The organism is Metabacillus litoralis (assembly GCF_007994985.1).
GTDB lineage: Bacteria > Bacillota > Bacilli > Bacillales > Bacillaceae > Metabacillus > Metabacillus litoralis.
This window is the reverse complement of the sequence record NZ_VOQF01000013.1, coordinates 104302-124588: the sequence shown is the minus strand read 5'-3', so window position 1 is coordinate 124588 and position 20287 is coordinate 104302. Positions and strand designations below refer to the sequence as shown.

Genomic DNA, 20287 nt, shown 5'->3' with positions numbered 1-20287 from the left:
ATCATAACTTATATGTCCATTATAAGGGGGTCAATCACTGTCACCACCCGGATTTTGTCGAATTATATTAATATCCATTCCTGACATTATTTGCTTCTTCAAATCACTCAATTTCCATGATAAAGTATATTTATACGAGGAACACAATAGTGTTTTCGTTCCTATCACTAACATTAGTAGAAATAACAACTATACATACCGTGCTAGATGGGGAGATGGCGGTGCCCTGTAACCTGCAATCCGCCTTAGCGGGGTTGAATTCCTTTCTAGCGGTACGGTTTATGTAAGGTTAGACTTATACAAGCGGTGATGACTATCTGGGTCTTCGCAACAGAAATCTATGAACTTGGTCAGGCCTGGAAGGGAGCAGCCATAAGTAGAATCTTCTGTGTGCCGAGGGTAGCCCTGATTGAGCTGGCTATATGAGTAGCACTTATGTTACCGTATCAAAGAAAGGTGCACGGTTTATTACTTTAATATGATACTTACTAAACTCTCTTACAAATAAGAGGGTTTTATTTTTGTTTAAAACTTCATGGAAAAACATATAAATAAATACAAAAACTAGTAGGTTACTATATGAAAAATGGTAAAATAATGTAGAGATTAGTTATTTTTAGAGGAGGAAATTTAGTGCACAACACACTTCAAGACGATATATTCGAAGCTATTAAATCAGAAATCAGTCCTAAAGCATTTAAAACTTGGTTTAGTGGAGCAAACATAGCCTTAAACGAAGAAAAATTAATAATAGTTACTGCAGAAAATGAATTTGCATCAGATTGGATTAAGCAACATTATTCATCTTTAATAAAAACTACTGCTGAAAAGATACTATACAAAGAAGTTGAAGTGAAGATTATTTCTAAAAATGATGAAGAAGTTTCTAATACAATAAGTTCTTTGTTATAAGAGATACGTAAAAAACGAAGTTTCTTTTGGAAACTTTGTTTTTTCTCCTAATTGGAGTTCATATTGATTGCTCCCAATTCTCCTAATCTATTACACCCTCATACAAAAGCATTAAATACTCCCTCTTCAAAATATATTACTCGACCTTTTTACCTATTTTTAATCTAGTTACAAAGAATCAATTATGCTCAGCCTCTGTTTTTTAAACATTCATCTCTGATTTCTGTATATGAAATCCACTGATATATAGAATACTATTAAAAATGTAAGCGTTTACCAATATAAATATGGAGGTGCTTTTAAAGTAGATTTCTTTAACAGTATTAAAAACTAAATCAAGAAAGGGAGTAAACTTATTGAAAACAAAGGGGAAGAAAAACTGGAGAAAGTTCTTTGTAACTTCACTTAGCCTAGTTGTTCTACTAGCTTCAGCACCAGTTAATCCAAATCAAGCTTCCGCAGCAGAAGAGTTGGTTGTGAAGAAATTTGATTTTGGATCAAATGAAAGTGCAGTCATGGAGGGTTTTACAAAGGTTACGAATGGTAGCGCATATTCAGCTGAACAGAAATTTGGTTTTGCAGATATTACGAAGGTTACAGCAACTGATCGTGGTACATCTGATGCATTAAAATCTGATTTTACAATGACAACTGAAACTTCTTTTAACGTTGATCTTCCTAATGGAGATTATTCGGTAACAGTTGTTGCTGGAGATGAAGCAGAAGCTACAGCTATAGGGGTAAAAGCTGAAACGATTCAAAAAGTACAAGATACAACGATGAATAAGGGTGAATTTATTGAACGATCTTTTGACATAGCTCTTATTGATGGACAACTTACACTGGAATTTACGGGTACATCACCAAAGATTAATGGACTAATTATCGAACAGCTTCCAAAGAGAACAGCAGGGGAAAAACAAACAGTTTTTATTGCAGGTGATTCTACTGTCCAAACTTATGATGAATATTGGAAGCCTGAAGCTGGTTGGGGACAAATGATTCCTAGATTTTTCACTTCTGATATTATATTTGACAATCAATCAATAGGTGGAAGAAGCTCAAAATCATTTATTTTTGAAGGTAGACTTGATAATATTTTACGAGAAATTAAGCCAAATGACTTTTTTCTTATTCAATTTGGACATAATGACGCTACGATAAGCCGTCCAGAGCGTTATGCATCTGTTCCGGATTATAAAAACTATTTAAAAACGTATATTAATGGTGCTCGACAGCGTGGAGCAGAACCGATTTTAGTAACTCCTGTAGGACGAAGAGATTTTAATGCAGATACCGGAAAATTTAATGTCAGCTTTCCTGAATATGTAAAGGGCATGAAAGAGGTTGCTGAAGAACTTGAAGTTCCTTTAGTAGATCTTAGTTCATTAAGTGTCGCTTATTATGACACGATTGGACCAGAGGGAACACTTTCTGTCTTTTTACACACTGAGCCTGGTATTTACACAGCGTTTCCTAATGGATCAAAAGATGATACTCATTTCCAAGAATATGGTGCGATTCAAATTGCACGATTATTATCTGGAGGAATAAAAGAACTAAATAATAATTTATCTTCTTATGTAGCTGATATTGAACCACCAGCTAATGTTCCTGCAAAACCAACTGGTGTTGCAGCAAGCAGTATTAGCAATGCTGGAGCTACACTTACGTGGAATGATGTTGAAGCAACAGATATTTATAAAGTGTATCGCAAGCTTTCAACTGAAACTGAATATGCTTTAATTGGAACATCAACAATTCCTAGATTAAGCATAACAGGAATGGAAGAAGGCACTTCATATGATGTTGTTGTAACAGCTATTAATGGTAAAGGTGAATCAGAGAAATCTGATGCAGTAAAAGTTGTAACAAAAAAAGCAACAACAAAATTTGATTTCGGCTTAGCTGGCAATCCTGTTGCTGAAGGATATACAGAAGTTAATTTATCAACAGTGTATTCTGCTGAAAGAGGCTATGGAATTGTCGACCCAACAGGAATGATTGGACGAGATCGCGGAACAGGTGGAGATCTTCTACGTGATTGGTTAGGTTACTTTAGTGTTGGTTGGAAATTTAATGCCGATGTCCCGAATGGACTATATGCTGTAAAAGTATATGTTGGGGATTTCTTAGGAAGTGCACGTTCAACAGTAGCAATTGAAAACATCGACTATGGACAAATCTCTGCTCCAAGAAGCAATTATACATCAAAAGTAATACCACAAGTTTCTGTAAAAGATGGTCAAATGAACTTTGAATTTGGAGGATCAACAGGAATTATTAATGGTGTAGAATTAACACCAATATTATTAGCTCCTTCTGAACTAAAAGTTGAAGAAAAAGTGATAAATGCAACAAATCCATCTTTAACTTTATCATGGAAAGCTGTAGATGATGCAGTAAAATATAATGTTTATCGTAAAATAGCTGGAGCAAATTCTAGTGAATTAATCGGAAGTTCAACAACGAATTCATATACGGATACTTCTGTAGATGTTGGAATGAACTATGAATATACAGCAACAACGATTGATTCGGTAAACGTAGAAACTGTACCATCATTGCCTTTAGAAGTTACAATGATTGATGATTCAAAACCAATTCCAAATGCTCCTGAAAATCTTCAAGTCGGAAAAGTGAATAAAAACGATTTGACGATAAGCTGGGATAAAGTTGAGGAAGCGATCACATACAATGTTTATCGCGCAAAAAAGAAAGATGGAAAATTTGAATTCATTGGTAAATCAGCAAAAACAAGTTATAAAGATGAAACTGTTTTAACAACAATTCCATATTTTTATAAAGTTGCTGCTGTGAGTGCTGGAGGCGTATCAGAACTATCATCAAGTGTGGAAACTCCTGCTGTTACAGTACTTAAAAAACAAATGGAAGACTTAGATCGTTCACCAGTATCAGTTAAAACAGAAGAAGGCATATTCGTTAGTTGGAGAATGCTGGGTACTGACCCAGAGAATATTAGTTTTAATGTATATCGTGATGGTGAAAAAATTAATTCTAAACCAATTGCAACAAGCACTAATTTTGTAGATAAAGATGGAAAAGAGAGTTCTGTCTATGAAATTCGTACAATTTTAGATGGAAAAGAACAAAAAACACATGAAGATACGACCGTTTTAAGTGAAAACTATTTTGATATTCCTCTTCAAAAACCTGAAGATGGAAAAACACCACTTGGAGATCCTTATTCGTATCGTGCAAATGATGCAAGTGTTGGAGATCTTGATGGTGATGGAGAATATGAGCTTGTATTAAAATGGGATCCTACCAATTCAAGGGATAATTCCCAAGCAGGATATACAGGAAATGTATATATTGATGCTTATGAGCTTGATGGAACATTAAAATGGCGTATTGACTTAGGTAAGAACATTCGTGCTGGTGCTCATTATACACAATTTTTAGTCTATGATTTTGACGGAAACGGTGCAGCGGAATTAGCAATGAAAACAGCAGATGGCACAATAGATGGACAAGGAAATGTTATTGGTCGTGCTGATGCTGATCATCGAAATAGTTCCGGCTATGTATTACAAGGTGATGAATTTTTAACCATTTTTGAAGGTAAAACTGGAAAAGCACTTGAAACAACAAGCTATGATCCACCTCGAGGTGATGTAGGTTCATGGGGAGATTCTTACGGTAACCGTGTTGATCGTTTCTTAGCAGGTGTCGCTTATCTTGATGGTGAAAAACCAAGTATTATCATGGCTCGTGGTTATTACACAAGAACTGTTGTGGCTGCTTATAACTGGAGAGAAGGAAAGCTTACGAAAGAGTGGACATTTGATTCTAGTAATGAAGGATATCGTGATTATGCAGGTCAAGGATATCACTCATTAAGTGTTGCAGATGTTGATAAAGATGGAAAAGACGAAGTTGTATATGGTGCAATGACAATAGACGATGATGGAACAGGTTTGTATAATACAAAATTAGGTCATGGTGATGCACTTCATGTAAGTGATTTAGTACCTGATCGACCTGGACTTGAAGTGTTTGCTGTACAAGAAAATAAAAATGCAGAATTTGGTTATGATCTTCGTGATGCAGAAACTGGTGAAGTATTATGGGGACAAAAAACTGGAGAAGACACAGGTCGTGGTTTAGCAGCAGATATTGATCCTAGACATAATGGTGCTGAAGCATGGGCAATCTCTGGTGGTTGGAACAGCAGAGTTGGCGGTTTACACACAGCAAAAGGAGAAAAAATCTCAGAATCAATTCCATCTTCAAATTTTGCCATCTGGTGGGATGGAGATCTTCTTCGTGAACTAGCAGACCATAATTTTGATCAAGAAAAAGGTGCTGGTGTTGGCACAATTGACAAATGGGATTATGAAAATGGAAAACTTGTAAACATATTAACTGCTGAAGGTACTCTATCAAATAACTCAACAAAAGGTACGCCAGTTCTACAAGCAGATCTATTTGGAGATTGGCGTGAAGAAATTATTTGGAGAACAGAGGATAGCAGTGCATTAAGAGTTTATATCCCAACAGAAGAAACTGAACATCGAATCTTTACTTTGATGCATGATCCACAATACAGAGTAGCGATCGCATGGCAAAATGTTGGTTATAATCAACCACCACATCCAAGCTTCTTTATTGGTGAAGGAATGGAAAATCCACCAACACCTAATATTGATATCGTTGAAATTAAAAGACCGGATAAAACGGCACCAGTCACAAAACATGAAATCGAAGCTAAAGAGAATAATGGTTGGTATCGTGAACAAGTCACAGTGAAGTTTTCTTCAGAAGATGATGATTCTGGAGTTGAAACAACACACTTTATTTTAGATGAAGAAAAAGAACAACAAGGGAATTCGGTAAGTATTACAGAAGATGGAAAACATTCTTTATCCTATTGGAGTGTAGATAAAGCAGGAAATAAAGAAGAGAAAAAATCTGTGGAGATTAATATTGATCAAACAGTTCCTACGATTACGTTTTCAGTAGAAGATCAAACTGAATTTGCTGTTGATCAAGAAGTAAATGTTACATGTTTAGCTGAAGATGCATTATCAGGTATTGACAGCTCAACATGCAAAGATTTAAAATCTCCAGCGTATCAGTTAGGAGTAGGCCCACATACTATAGAAGCTAATGCTACAGATTTAGCAGGAAATCAAACAAATGCAATAATTACGATTTCCGTCACAGTAGATTATGATAGTTTAGGTCGCTTAACTGAACAATTTTTAGCAAAAAGTGACAATAGCAACAAAAATCCGAAACCATATCTTAGTAAACTTCAAGCAGCCAAAAAATCTCATGATAAAGGAAACACGAAAGCAAGAGATGGACAAATAGGCGCTTATATAAACCAAGTTAAAGCTAAAGCTGGTAAGGATTTTACAACAGAGCAATCAGAAATTTTAATTAACTTTGCTTCAATATTAATTAAGTAAAAGATTTTAATCAAATTCAAGCACCAGTATGATTTTTCATACTGGTGCTTATTTGTTATAACATAATGTATTAACAGAGACTTAAAATAGAGGAAAAAGAGTGGCAGAAATCGAAATAATAGATATACGAATATACGAAAAAATGAGAATAGTAAATGAGAGGAAGATTAGTTTGAATTTATTACATAATCGATTACACCCTTTACTAAAAAGCTTTGTAGAAAAAGGACCAGCTGGCTGCTCTATGCAAGTTATGCATAATAATGAGACCGTTTTCAAAGATGTTGTAGGTTTTGCTGATAAAGAAACAAAAATGTTGATGAAAGAAGATACGATTTTCCGTATTTATTCTATGACAAAAGTTGTTACTTGTGTTGCTGCACTGATGTTATATGAGCGTGGATTATTTTTACTAAATGATCATCTTAGTGATTATTTACCAGAATTCAAAAATTCAAAAGTATACGAAAAAAATGAAGGTGGCGCTGTAGAAGTCGTAACAGCCTCTCGTCCCATTTTAGTGAAAGATTTATTTACAATGACCTCTGGATTAACGTATGGAGGCAATGAAAATGAAACACAAATTCAGGTTGTTAAAGAATTCGAGAAATTAGTAAAAAATCGTGAATCACTGACAAATCATCGTTTATCCCAAATTCTTGCAAGCATTCCACTTGCTTTTCACCCTGGAGATCAGTGGCATTATGGTTTAAGTCATGATATTTTAGGAGCATTAATTGAAGTGATATCTGGGAAAAAGCTGGGTGAGTTTTTTCAAGATGAAATTTTCACTCCACTAGGTATGAACGATACATTTTTCAGGATTCCAGATGAAAAGCTTCATAGATTAGCTTCTTTATATAACCGTGAAGAAGACGGAAGGTTAGTAAAAAATGAAAATGAAGAAATGGATATGCAATTTCACATTTTTCCTGAGTACGAATCAGGGGGAGCAGGTCTTTTATCCACACTAGAGGATTACAGTCGTTTTGCACATATGCTTGCTAATGGCGGTGAATTTAACGGCAAAAAAATAATAGGTGAAAATACGATAAAGCTTATGGCAACAAATCATTTAACAAAACAACAAACTCCATATTATAACTGGGATTATCTTAAAGGATATGGCTATGGATTAGGTGTTCGAACATTAACTGATCAAGCAGTGGGTGGAATCAATAGTTCAATTGGAGAGTTTGGCTGGTCAGGCTTAGCTGGAACTTGGGTACTAATTGATCCAAAAGAAAAAATATCAGCCGTGTATATGCAGCAACTGCTACCAAATTTTGAAGCATTTCATCAGCCACGGTTACGTTCGGTTATTTACGGAGCGTTAAAGTGAATAGGTTTAATTAATAGTTAAGCTTTACAGATTTAAATTCATTCATTTCTTTTAAGTTTGTTGTATGAAAGTCTATTGCTGGCTCATACATAAATCTTCACTTCTATTTATTTGATAAACATCCGATGACCTTAATATAAAAAGGATGTTAGATATTTCTAAGCATGAAAATGAGGTGGATAGAAGTGAAAAATTATATTTTGCTAATTTGTGCGATTTTGCTACTCACTTTATTTGCCTGTAATAATTCACAAGTAAGTAGTTCCCTTTCAACTTCTGAAGAAATATCATGGGCATATGATTTCGTAATCGTAAATAATACTGCATACGAATTAACAGGTGAAAAAGTTGATAAAGCTTCAAAGGGAGAGAAGTTTGGGGAAGTGAAAAGAAATATTGTTGATATGGATGTAGAGGCGAATTTAGTAGAAATGGATTTTGATAGTAATGCGTTAGATATAGGTACCAAACTGTATTTGTATAAAGAAGATGGAAATCGTATTTTATTTGAGAAGCATGGGGAATTTTTTGTAGCTGTGAAGAGAAGTCACGATTAGCTGACTGATTTACATAATGATTTACTCAACTATTATTTACATACTTGATATTATGTCTCACACTTTCATGAATAAAGATGTGAGGCTTTGTTTTGTATATGAAAAAAATGTTATTGAAAAGGTTCTCATATCATCGATGAAGATTTATAATAACCGAAAGATTAGCACTAAAGGGCTTGATACCAATGAAAGATAAAAAACAGAATAAGATTAAAGCAGTAAACACCATCACATAGCTTCTAACGAACACTGCTTAAATACCAACATTTAATTAAAATATCTAATTTGAAACTATTTAAGAAGAACAACGTATATAATATAAATGACAAAGTTAAATAGACGGAGGGTATTTAATTGAAAATGAAACAAATGATTTTTTCAATCATAACATTGGTGTTTCTTGGTGGTTGTTCATTACTTGAAGATGTAAACAATTCTGTTAATTACGTGAATGAAGCAACTGATTATGTCGGTGAAGTGAATACATTTGTACAAGAAGTGCCAGCATTAGCTGAACAGGCAGTAAGTGACGAACAAGCACGACTTGATTTAGAAACAAAGCTAACCGATATGAAGGAAGATATTGAGGCCTTTAATAAACTTCAAGCGCCTGATCTTGCCAATGATCTTCATCAACAAATTATCGCTCATAATAACACAGCCCTAGAAGGAATTGATTTGTACTTAACCAACATTAAAGATGGAAAGTTTGATACTGCTTTACTTGAAAATAGTGAATTCTTCACTTCTCTGCAAGAAATAACAGATACAGTTGATCAGATTAAACAATTGGGGTTATAAATAACAAACTTTAATTACTATAATAATTTGCTTGTTTGTTAATCTATACTTTACTACTAATTTTAGGCCATCACTATGATGGTTTTTTTATTTGCCAAAATTTAGCCCAACCTGAAATAAGATGAAACTTTTTTGATTACTCTTCGTAATAATGACTAGTAAGAAATAAAAAGGTGATCATTTCCATTCATTACACCGATTTTATCCATTCTCGTGATAAAATTATATTTTCATAATAAGGAAATTGAAGGGAGAACTATAATGTTTATATCTTATTTATTAGTATTTATTTTGGCTGCTATACCGTTATTTGAACTTATTACTGTTATTCCATTAGCAGTAATTGGAGGATTGTCTCCTATTCCTGTTGCAATACTAGCTTTTATTGGTAATTCTCTAACAATACTTTTATTGATTTTGTTTGTTGACAAAGTAAAAACATGGCGTAAAAAGAGAAAACAAAAACGAATGATTGCTAGTGAGCAGGAAGCAGCTACACTGGAGAATGAAGCAGAAGTAGAAGTAGAAACGGACTCGAAAAAAGCAAAACGTGCTAGGGTGTTATTTGACAAATATGGATTGCCGGGGCTAGCGATTATCGGACCATTTTTTGTTGGTTCACATATTTCGGCTTTTATGGGTATGAGTTTTGGCTCAAAAAGGTCCTTAGTAACAACTTGGATGCTTGTTAGTTTAGGTTTATGGACAATCGTAACAGCTGTTGCCTCAAGCTATGGTGTTTCTTATTTTATTCCGAACGTAGGAGAAGATGGATTTATTACTAGGATTTTTCAACAATAAGAATATAACAAACTAGTGCTTTATTAAGGCTCTTTTCTAAAAGATTGTTGCTATGTAATCGAAATATGCAGTAAAAACAGTGTATTTTCGCATATAAAGCTATCATCTTATGAAGAAAAGATGCCACTAGACTTAATACTTTGCTGTTTTCTTCGGATATTAATAGCAACAAAATCTTTGAAAAAAGCCTTTATTAAAGACCTTTTAAGTAGGGTCTTTTTGTGTTTTACTTACTATTCATATGAAAATTCATACAACCATCGTGCTTTTGTATCGTCTAATTTAAAGAAAGGAGTAGAACCTATTGATTGAACGAGAAAAAACTAATGAGCCTTACAAGAAAGATGAAATGAGCAAAGAACATAGATTGGAATGGTTAATGAATGAGTATGGTCAGAGCATTACTCGTTTAGCCTATACTTATACAAAACAGCAACAATTTGCTGAAGATATTGCTCAGGATGTATTTATTAAGTGTTATGAAAAATTGGATCAGTTTCGGTATGAATCATCTTATAAAACATGGTTATACAGGATCACAATTAATTTATGTAAAGATCGATTAAAAAGCTGGAGCTTTCGCAATGTTTTTTTTACTGAATTTTTTGCAAAGTGGAGTACGTCAGTTGAATCTCCTGAAGCAGAATTGATGAAAAGAGAGAGTAGTCAATTTATCTCGGAAAAAATTATTAGTTTACCAATTAAATATCGAGAAGTTATTATTTTATACTATTATGAAGAGCTAACATACCAACAAATCTCTGAATTACTTAATCTAAATATGCCTACAGTTAAGTCTAGATTATATCGAGCTCGCCTTTTACTTAAAGAAAAACTTGAGGGGGGTAGTATAGATGAATAATAAACTTGATAATTTAAAAGAGAAAATGAATGAAACAGTTCTTAAGAATATTGACTTTAGTGAAGAAAGTAAAAAGAAAGTATTACGTACTGTCCAAAAAAGTCAGAATAAGAAAAATGTTCTTTTTAGCTCAAAAACAAAATACATAATCAACACTAGTTTAAGCTGTATCTTAATTTTCGGATTAGGGTATTTTGGATTAAAAGAACTTAATTTAACAACTAACAGCAAGCCATTAACATTTCCAATAAAGGAACAAGAACAAGATAAAAATCAAAGAGGAACAACATCCACTTCAATTTATACTCCTCCTGAAAAGGAAGAAATGTACGAAGACATGTCAAAAAATGAAATTTTCACAAAAATGTTAAACTCAATTGATCATTTTCATACTGCAGTTGGAAAATATGAGATATTTACTACTTATCATGATCGTTCCACTAGCACTACAATAGAAGAATTTGAAATCAGTACTAAGGAACAAATAGGTGGAAGTTCAATTGTATTTGATATATATCCTGAAAATAATGATAAACATATCAATAAGATTTTCTACAATGAAAGCAATTTATGGCATTTGGATGAAGCAAGAAAAACATTCGTTGAATCTGATTATCATCCGATTACCTCACAAACACCTTTTACAGTTGAAGAAGCAATTAGTATTGATCCATTAGATATTTACAATGCAGAATACCGGGAACGTCCGCCAGTTGGAACTACTGTATTGTTTCCATATGAAAAAGCAACAAGTTATCTAAGAGATGTGAAAATGTGGGACATCGATAAGCAAAATGAAGAGATAGCTGGTCAAAATACGATTGTTTTAAAAGGAACTGTCGATCCACAAATAAATAGAATGATGCCCGAAGAAAGCTTCCGTTTTTGGGTTGATAAGGATACAGGTATTCTTGTTAAATTTGAAGGGTATGATTCAAATGGAGAAATTACAAGTTATATTTATTCAGAAAAGCTGCAAATAAACACCCCGATAGACACAAAAGAATTTACACCCAATCTGGAGGGCTATACCGCTTTTGATGAACACAATAACCCTTTAACTTTGACAGCAGAAGAACAAAATCAAATTGAAAGAATGGAACAAGGAATGATGGTATATGGCGAAGCAGTTAAAGGTGGTTATTACGGAACAACAGTTGAATCTTCTTATATAGAAGAATTAGCAGAGAATAAACATTTAATAGTCATTAAAGTGAATGTGAGAAATGTTCGTGATGGTGAAGAATTGATCTCTCCTTCAGAGCTTAAGTTTGAGTTAAATGAAGAAAAAGAAGATAGGAAATACATTGGGGAAATCCGCTCAATACAAAACCCTAAAGAAGTTTTTATTCAATCTAATAACTCATTAACATTTGAGGTATCTTTTGAGGTTGAAGAAGTAAGTGATGAATACAAATTTTATATAGTAAGTAGTTTAGATCCGATTCCAACACATTGGTTGATAGATGATCTAAAAAGGAAATAGCTTTAATTTAATAGCAACTTAATTCATCTAGAAAAAATAGACTACAATGAACAGACCAATTCATACTACGATTTGGTCTGTTCATTTATGCATTCATATAATTTAATTTTAAAAATGTCGTCTTGATCTATATACGTTACATTAGAATTTCTTATAAATGGAGCTAAAGTCGAAACTCTTAGTGATTTGTTTCGTATATATATCTATTAGAACTACACAAAAAATATACTGTTATAGTCGTAGTTTTTTTACTTTATTTAACTACATTCACCATGATAATTAAGGAGAACTACAATGAAAAAATATTCCGAATTCAAACTAAATATAGAACCCTTTGAAGCAGCAATGATACTAACAGAGAATAGTGAAATTAAGGAACTAATCGTGTTTTATGATTACAAGGTTGCGGATGATGATAAACGGATTTGTCTATTTGTGCTAGAAAAGTTTTTTCTGAGAAATAGTAGTACAGCCTCGTTAACAGTAACGATTGACAATTTTGAAGGAGAAACAATAATGAAATGTGTGTCTACCGGAAATGGAGAAGGATTATTTGATATAGGTTGGGGAGCAGGTAGAAGCTTTATTAATTCAGCTCGTCACCCTTTGGAAGCATATATAATTGAAGTAATACGAGAAGATTAATAACTTTTATGGGTAACCACTATTAAGTATAAATAAGATACAAATGGCAATCAATAAGATCGCCTTAATTTACATTTCATTCAGCTTGAAAGGTAATTCTATAGTAAATGTATTTCCTATATTTCGTTTACTTTCAACTGATATTTGTCCTTGATGATTTTATTTTGTTTTACTAGTTGAAAATGCTACTCTCAATAATTAAAGGACGAAATAAACCTTTTTCCTTTTTTGTATAAAAACAGTGTAATTAAAAAATAGGATGGTGATCGAACTCAATGAAAGACATATTCGATCTACTAGAATCAAATCAAGTAAACGAGGAGTATCAGATATAAACTTAAAATCAACAGAAGAACAATTAGGTGCTGCACTTCCAAAACAATACAAAGAACTATGTAAATTAACAAACAATGCTCAAATTGGTGAATGGACTTTATTTCCAATTAAAGATCCTGATAACTTAAAAAGAACATGGGATGATATTGTAAGACAAAATCACGATGTAAAAGAAGAAGGAATGGCACATGATTTAATCGCTATTGGCGAAGATGGTACAGGGGACATTTTATGTTTTCGCTTAAAAGACAATATAGTGGAAAATGAAGTATATATTTGGTATCACGAAACGAAGGAAGTAGAAAAATCAGCTTCAGATCTAATAGAATTTATCGTGTCTTACTCTGAGTTAGAAGATGATATTGATGAAGATGATTGAATAACAAACCCTCTTTTTTTCAAGAAAAAAGATAAGAGAGGGCAGATGCAAAATGCACTCTCTTTTTATATGTTTAATAATTAGGTTTAAGCAATTCCAGTATTATTGTTTAATTAGTACTTTGCATTGACGAACATGAAATTGTTTTTTCTCTTTTTGTCGTTTTTCTTGTTATAGAAAAGACTGCAAATAATAAAGAGATAATCACAATAACTCCACCAAACCATGCAGTTTTAGAGACAGTTCCTGTTTGGCTTAAAACAATACCACCAAAACCAGATCCAAGTGCAATACCAATTTGCAATGCTGAATTATTAAAGCTTTGCTGTATATCAGATGTAACAGAATCTGTTTCTATCAAATAACTTTGCTGTGGTGGTGCTAGACCCCAGCTTAATGCTGCCCAAATCATCATAGCGGGTATGAATAGGATAAGCGAAAAAGTCGTAAAAGGTAATAAAAATAGAACAACAGCAAATGAACTAATCACGACGATAATACTTTTACGAGATCCAATAGAATCCGATAGAATGCCTCCGAAAGCTCCACCACTTACAGCTGCAATACCAAATAATAAATAACAAATACTAATCCAATTTGAATTTAATTGAAGCTCCGTTTCTAAAAATGGAGTGAAATAGGCATAAAGTGTATAATGCCCGGCTAGCATAAACATCGTTGCAAGATGTGCACTACCGATCTTCGCACTTGCGATTGCTTTTATTTGTTGTGAAAGAGGAACCATGTTTTCTCCAGGAACCTTCTCCAAAAAGATTGAAATAAGAACAATTGATCCAATAGACAATATGGCAATCCCTAAAAAGATGACACGCCAGCCTAATGTATTTGAAATTAATATACCAAGAGGTACACCCATTACAAGTGATGAACTAATCCCCATATAAATTAATCCTAAAGCTTTTGCTCTATGTGCTGGAGAGACAATCTTAGCTGCAATAGTTAAAGACAAGACAACAATAAGTGCTGTACTCATTGAAGTTAAAATTCTAGCAAACATCATAAATGAAAAACTAGTACTAAAATAGGTCATAATATTACCGGTAAAGAAAACAAATAAAGAAATAATATACAACTTTTTCCGTTCAACTTTGCTTGTCATAACTAGTAAAACAGGACCGGCAACAGCATAAATAAGAGCAAAAACAGAAATTAGCTGTCCAGCCGAGCTTAATGAAATGTTAAAATCTTTAGCAATTGTAGGTAGGATGCCTCCTACAATTAATTCAACCAATCCAACTGCAACAGTTGATAACGCAAGTATAAAAACTTTTATATTCATAACTTAATTTTCATCCTTTCAAATTTTTCACAGAATAACAAAAAAAATCCTGATTACAGAAAACGATGAGGTCATTTTCTGTAATCAGGATTTTAAGGCTCCTGGTAGAGACCCTCTAGCCATATTCTAGAGGTTATACAGGTAATATATATCAAGTTTTTAAAGTACTTAAAAGATTCTACTAGATTTCATTCCTATTTTCAAGTGTTTATTAGCAAATATAAAATCATAATTAATAAACAATCTTTATCAATTGTAAATTATGGTAATATTAACTTTATTAACTTCTAATACGGGGTGGAGAATTTGTTCAATAAAGAAAATAAAATGGCCGTTGCGCTAAGTATAATTGGTTGGGTTGAAATTGTAATTGGGATATTTTGCGGTCTTACTTTTTCAAGTGTTCATGATGGTTATGAAGAAGTATTTTTACTGTCAACATTTATTATGTGGGCAAGTGCAGGCATTATTTCGGGAGTTTTTTTCTTAGGTTTAGCAGAGGTTGTTGAGCTTTTACATCACATAAGAAATAACTTAAGTGAAAGCAAAAATAAAACTCAAATAGTTGATGAACCAATAAAATCAACTGAAATTTCTCAAAGAGGTACTATTAATAGTGAATCGTCAAACAGCACACCTACAAAAGAAAATTGGTCAATCACTGAACAACAAAAAGATGCCATTAATGCTTTATATAGTAACAAACTCGATAAAGTGGTTATTCCTTCACCGTATAAGAATTTTTGTATTGTTGATTTTGGAGGAAACAAAATTGAGATCATAGAAATCAAACAGAACGGTTTTCCATTCATTTTAGCTGACTTTTATTGGAAAGAAATTCAAAATGAAATACATCAGTGGTATAAAGAATATAAAAATAATCATAACTAGACTAATATTTTTATGGTACATAAGGAAGGGTAGAAGATATAAGAAGGAGAAAATTAAATATAAGTAGAATTTTTTATTCAAGAGTTATAAAATTATATTTCATTTGTTGAACAAAGCCAGGAGGAACACTTTATGGATCATAACACAGAAGTCACATTAACACACTTTTCAACAGAACATTTAGATCATTTAAACTCTTTTCAACTTCCTAAAGAACAAGAAAAATTCACAGCATTACCTAAAGATGTTTTAGAAGTTACAGAAAATCAATATCGAATTGTATTATTGAGCAATGAAAAACCAGTTGGATATTTTCTTTTGCATTCAACAAAAAGAGTAATGGAGTATACAGATAATCCGCATGCAATGCTATTAACAGCATTTTCAATTAACTATCTCTATCAAGGTAAAGGGATTGCGAAGAAAGGAATGATATTATTAGAAGATTTCGTTAAGAAGGAATTTCCTACTTGTAATGAAATTATTTTAGCTGTAAACCATAAAAATATACCTGCACAAAAGCTTTATGCTAAAGTTGGATTTCAAGATACAGGTAGAAGGAAAGTGGGTCCTATTGGTGAACAATTTATTATGAGCTTAGATGTAAATGAAGATCTTTCTTAGTTTTATAAACTAGTGCTTATTAAACAGTCGATTTTCATTCTGGCTCTCTATGAATGAAGTTTTTATTTAAATTTCAAAACTGTGGACATACTATTCCTGCTGATTTATATTAATTTACTTATACAACAAAATTACTAAAAAAGACATAAATTATGCATTTTCTGCTATGATATTCAGTTATAATATAATCTTAAGAATATAAATTTAACTAAATAATTGGAGGAACATTGCTTGTCCATAGAAGTTTTTTTTCTTATTGTTTTAATTATTTTAAACGCCTTTTTTGCTGCATCTGAAATTGCTTTAATTTCTTTAAATGATAATAAGGTAAGAATGTTAGCAGAATCGGGTGACAAGAAAGCCATTTTGTTACAAAAATTATTATCAGAGCCTAGTAGGTTTTTAGCCACTATTCAGGTTGGTATTACACTTGCTGGTTTCCTTGCAAGTGCATTTGCTGCAGGAAGCTTTTCAGGTCAACTTGCTTCTCTACTTTCAAGCTTAGGTGTACCTTTATCAGATAAATGGCTTGAATCCATATCTGTAGTACTTATTACATTAGTATTATCATATTTTACATTAGTTGTTGGTGAGCTTGTACCAAAAAGAATCGCGATGCAAAAAGCAGAGCCGATTTCTATGTTTGTCGCTAGACCATTAACAATTCTTTCGAAAATCACATCACCATTTGTAAAATTATTAACATTATCAACTAATGGTTTAGTCCGATTATTCGGTGTTGATCCTCATGCAAATGATGAACAAGTGACAGAGGAAGAAATTAGAATGATGGTTGATGTTGGAGAAGAAAGAGGAGCCATTCAAGATACAGAAAAGATGATGATTAACAATATATTTGAGTTTGATAATACCATTGTTTCAAATATCATGATTCATCGAACAAATATTATAGGAATACCAGCAGATGCTTCACTTAAAGAAGTGATCCGCTTTATAAATATAGAAAAATATACAAGGTTTCCTGTCTATGAGGAAAATTTTGATAATATTATTGGAATTCTCCATGTTAAAGATATTCTTCAATATATGGAAAGTGGAGATGAGGAAACTTTTCTTCTGAAAAAAATCATTAGAAAACCATATTTTGTTCCTGAATCTATGGTAACTGACGACTTATTTAGTGATCTCCAGAAAAACAAAGTACACTTGGCCGTTGTTATTGATGAATTTGGTGGTACAGCAGGTATAGTCACACTTGAGGATTTATTAGAAGAAATTGTAGGGAACATTTTTGATGAGCATGATGAGGAAGAATTTGAATATGTCAAAGTAGATGATGATACCTTTTTGTTTAATGGAATTGTAAGTTTACATGAAGTTGATCGAATTATCGACATTAAGCTACCATCTGAAGATTATGACACATTAAGTGGATTTATAATCGGTCAACTTGGATATATTCCTAGAGTTTCTTCTGAGGATGTTACTGTGGAATTTAATGGTTATTTATTTACAGTTGAAGAAGTGAATGAAAAAAGAATTAATAAAATTCGAATAGTTAAAAATGAGTTAGAACCAGATAATGAAGCTGGTATTTAGGGATATTGAAAGCAAGCTAGGACATAATTAACGAAATCTTCAATAGAGACGAGAAACACTAATTATATATTGAATAATTCAGAAAACCCGAATTATTAGGCACAAGATTGATTAACGTCACCTAATAATTCGGGTTTTTCATTAGCTTAACACTTAAGGCCCAATATCTACCTTCGCATAGATATATGCCCATTTTAAATTCTAAACCTGTTTATCAGTTTTTTAACAGTTTTTTGATACTTGCCATCTTTATGCATACACAAAGAACTTCAATAGCTGTTTTTAATTCAGTTAAAGAAGGGAATGTAGGTGCAATTCGGATGTTTCGATCTCTAGGATCTTTACCATATGGAAATGTTGCTCCTGCATTTGTTAAGGTAACACCTGCTTCAGCTGCAAGTTTAACCGTTTCTTTTGCACAATCATCAAGTGTATTTAAGCTGATAAAATATCCACCTTTAGGGTTACTCCAAGAAGCAATGTTTAAATGACTTAATTGAGATTCTAGTATGGTCGTTACCATATCAAATTTTGGTTTAATGATTTCCGCTTGCTTTTTCATATGTTGTTCTATATTCTCCAAATCTTTTAGGAAATGAACATGTCGAAGCTGGTTAATTTTATCTGGGCCAATTGTTTGGATTACGAGCTGTTTTTTTATGAAATGTATATTTTCTTCACTACTTGCCATAGCGGAAACACCTGATCCAGGGAAGGTAATTTTAGATGTTGAAGCAAATATAAAGACCCTATTAGGGTTACCTGCATCCTTACAAGCTTGTAACATATTTTTTAATTGTGAAGGTTTATCTGTTAAATGGTGAACAGTATAAGCATCATCCCAAAAAACCTTAAAGTCAGGTGCTTTTGTCTTCATTTTAGCAAGCCGATCTACAACTTCGTCACTGTAAGTTGTTCCATCAGGATTACTATATTTCGGAATACACCAAATACCTTTTATATATTTATCTTCTTTAACAAGCTCTTCAATTTTATCCATGTCAGGACCATCGTCTAACATTTCAATCGTGATCATTTCAATATTTAATAATTCACAAATAGCAAAATGTCGATCATAACCAGGACTAGGACATAAAAATTTCACTTTCTCTTCTTTAGCCCAAGGTATGTTACTGTCAATTACTCCATGTAATAATGCTCTAGAAACAGTATCATACATCATATTCAGACTAGAATTACCACCAATAATCACTTCAGATGTATTAACTTGCAAAATCTCAGCAAATAATTGCTTTGTTTCAAGCAGACCATCTAAAGAGCCATAATTACGAACATCGATTTCTTCTAAAACATGTAGTGAATCACTTGATATCGTAAGTAAATCTAAAGATAAATCAAGCTGCTCTGGACTTGGTTTGCCTCTGGACATATCAAGTGAAAGATTTTTATCCTTAATTCTCTGAAAATCTTTTTCTAATTTAGAGTAAAGCACTATCAATTCCTCTTTACTCAAACTTCTTAAGTCACTCAAATCTACTACCTCCTATAAAATAATCACATTAAGTTACTATTCGCTTACTTTTGTGATTTTCCTTTTAAGATATTCATTGAAAGTGATTAGTGAAGCTTCATTATTAGAAAAAATTGTATTACATTTATTTAGCATAGTTATATTTAAAACCTATTGGGTTTTTATGGTAAAATAAAATATATAAAGATTTTATAATGCGATTTTACAAGACTGAAAAAACAGAACAAAATGAGAGAATCAAAATTTTATGACAAGAAATTAAACATAAATAAAAATGCAAATATGAAAAAATTAAAATGTGAAACGTAGGAGATGAAAACCTTATTGAAATATTTCCTCTACGAGCTGCATGTAGCTCAGAATACAGACAATATCAGTGAACAAGAATGCAATAAGATTGAAAATCAATGGCAATTACATATTGAAAACTATCAGGAAATTTATAGAACGTTGAAAGATCGATTACCACTTGCAGTGTTCAAGCATTTTTATTCATGGGGATTTCATGATTATCGTTTAATAAAAATGGAAATTGAACATAAAAGTCTACTACAATTAAATGTTCATTTTACTCTTTCTAATGATGAAGAGGAAGAAAATGAAGAACTTTGGATTTTAAGCTTTCACAATGTCTCAATCTTTAAAACTGAACATCATAATTTTGATAACGAAAAAAGCATTTTGAGTAGAGACATTGATAGTTGGTTGTATGAAGAGTTTTTGCCAGTAAACGGTTTAACATTGTCATTTGAAGTCATCTTTTCATCGGGCGGAAATGTTTTAATCCACTTTTTAAACCATTCTGTATCCATTAAGAGAATCAAATAGACATACAACTTCTTTATAACTCTTATATTCATA

General features: G+C 32.4%; 16 protein-coding genes, 1 other RNA gene and 1 riboswitch. Of the genes, 15 read left to right on the top strand and 2 right to left on the bottom strand.

What is annotated here, in order from left to right; translation table 11 throughout:
* Positions 1-198 precede the first annotated feature (198 nt).
* The 11 genes from ffs to FS935_RS18670 all read left to right on the top strand — a co-directional run bounded on the left by ffs (position 199) and on the right by FS935_RS18670 (position 13559).
* An RNA gene (gene ffs, locus FS935_RS18720) (signal recognition particle sRNA large type) lies at positions 199-464 on the top strand.
* Positions 465-633: 169 nt separating this feature from the next.
* A complete protein-coding gene (locus FS935_RS18715) occupies positions 634-912 on the top strand; it encodes a DnaA N-terminal domain-containing protein (protein ID WP_158638654.1) in 279 nt (92 codons plus the stop codon).
* Between the two features lie 356 nt (positions 913-1268).
* Positions 1269-6350, top strand: a complete 5082-nt coding sequence (locus FS935_RS24295; RefSeq protein WP_146950161.1) for a rhamnogalacturonan lyase family protein — start codon at positions 1269-1271, stop codon at positions 6348-6350.
* Between the two features lie 100 nt (positions 6351-6450).
* The gene (locus FS935_RS18705; protein ID WP_240050958.1) at positions 6451-7692 is read left to right on the top strand and encodes a serine hydrolase domain-containing protein; all 1242 of its coding nucleotides are present in this window, start codon (positions 6451-6453) and stop codon (positions 7690-7692) included.
* A gap of 185 nt (positions 7693-7877) precedes the next feature.
* Positions 7878-8249 carry a hypothetical protein gene (locus tag FS935_RS18700; RefSeq protein WP_146950160.1) on the top strand — a complete coding sequence of 124 codons (372 nt, stop codon included), beginning with the start codon at positions 7878-7880 and terminating at the stop codon, positions 8247-8249.
* A 360-nt stretch (positions 8250-8609) separates the two neighbouring features.
* Entirely contained in the window at positions 8610-9050 is a 441-nt protein-coding gene (locus tag FS935_RS18695; RefSeq protein WP_146950173.1) for a DUF6376 family protein, read from the top strand.
* A 261-nt stretch (positions 9051-9311) separates the two neighbouring features.
* Positions 9312-9851 (top strand): small multi-drug export protein, encoded by a 540-nt coding sequence (locus FS935_RS18690; protein WP_146950159.1) that lies wholly within the window; start codon positions 9312-9314, stop codon positions 9849-9851.
* 349 nt (positions 9852-10200) lie between these two features.
* Positions 10201-10713, top strand: a complete 513-nt coding sequence (locus FS935_RS18685) for a sigma-70 family RNA polymerase sigma factor (protein ID WP_240050962.1) — start codon at positions 10201-10203, stop codon at positions 10711-10713.
* On the top strand, positions 10706-12199 hold the full coding sequence (locus tag FS935_RS18680) for a helix-turn-helix domain-containing protein (protein ID WP_146950158.1): 1494 nt from the start codon (positions 10706-10708) through the stop codon (positions 12197-12199). The genes FS935_RS18685 and FS935_RS18680 overlap by 8 nt, the downstream gene beginning before the upstream one ends.
* A gap of 294 nt (positions 12200-12493) precedes the next feature.
* Positions 12494-12844 carry a DUF6054 family protein gene (locus FS935_RS18675; protein ID WP_146950157.1) on the top strand — a complete coding sequence of 117 codons (351 nt, stop codon included), beginning with the start codon at positions 12494-12496 and terminating at the stop codon, positions 12842-12844.
* Positions 12845-13103: 259 nt separating this feature from the next.
* The gene (locus FS935_RS18670) at positions 13104-13559 is read left to right on the top strand and encodes an SMI1/KNR4 family protein (protein WP_146950156.1); all 456 of its coding nucleotides are present in this window, start codon (positions 13104-13106) and stop codon (positions 13557-13559) included.
* A 109-nt stretch (positions 13560-13668) separates the two neighbouring features.
* Here FS935_RS18670 and FS935_RS18665 read toward each other — a convergent pair whose 3' ends face one another.
* The gene (locus tag FS935_RS18665) at positions 13669-14859 is read right to left on the bottom strand and encodes an MFS transporter (RefSeq protein WP_146950155.1); all 1191 of its coding nucleotides are present in this window, start codon (positions 14857-14859) and stop codon (positions 13669-13671) included.
* A gap of 61 nt (positions 14860-14920) precedes the next feature.
* Positions 14921-15020, bottom strand: a riboswitch (purine riboswitch).
* A 145-nt stretch (positions 15021-15165) separates the two neighbouring features.
* Between FS935_RS18665 and FS935_RS18660 the strand changes: the two genes are divergently transcribed.
* The 3 genes from FS935_RS18660 to FS935_RS18650 all read left to right on the top strand — a co-directional run bounded on the left by FS935_RS18660 (position 15166) and on the right by FS935_RS18650 (position 17934).
* Positions 15166-15750 (top strand): hypothetical protein, encoded by a 585-nt coding sequence (locus tag FS935_RS18660; protein ID WP_146950154.1) that lies wholly within the window; start codon positions 15166-15168, stop codon positions 15748-15750.
* Positions 15751-15882: 132 nt separating this feature from the next.
* On the top strand, positions 15883-16374 hold the full coding sequence (locus FS935_RS18655) for a GNAT family N-acetyltransferase (protein ID WP_146950153.1): 492 nt from the start codon (positions 15883-15885) through the stop codon (positions 16372-16374).
* Between the two features lie 231 nt (positions 16375-16605).
* On the top strand, positions 16606-17934 hold the full coding sequence (locus FS935_RS18650; protein ID WP_146950152.1) for a hemolysin family protein: 1329 nt from the start codon (positions 16606-16608) through the stop codon (positions 17932-17934).
* A gap of 214 nt (positions 17935-18148) precedes the next feature.
* Here FS935_RS18650 and FS935_RS18645 read toward each other — a convergent pair whose 3' ends face one another.
* Positions 18149-19426 carry an aspartate aminotransferase type Ic gene (locus FS935_RS18645; protein ID WP_146950151.1) on the bottom strand — a complete coding sequence of 426 codons (1278 nt, stop codon included), beginning with the start codon at positions 19424-19426 and terminating at the stop codon, positions 18149-18151.
* Between the two features lie 324 nt (positions 19427-19750).
* Between FS935_RS18645 and FS935_RS18640 the strand changes: the two genes are divergently transcribed.
* The gene (locus FS935_RS18640; RefSeq protein ID WP_158638653.1) at positions 19751-20254 is read left to right on the top strand and encodes a hypothetical protein; all 504 of its coding nucleotides are present in this window, start codon (positions 19751-19753) and stop codon (positions 20252-20254) included.
* The last annotated feature ends 33 nt before the right edge of the window (positions 20255-20287 follow it).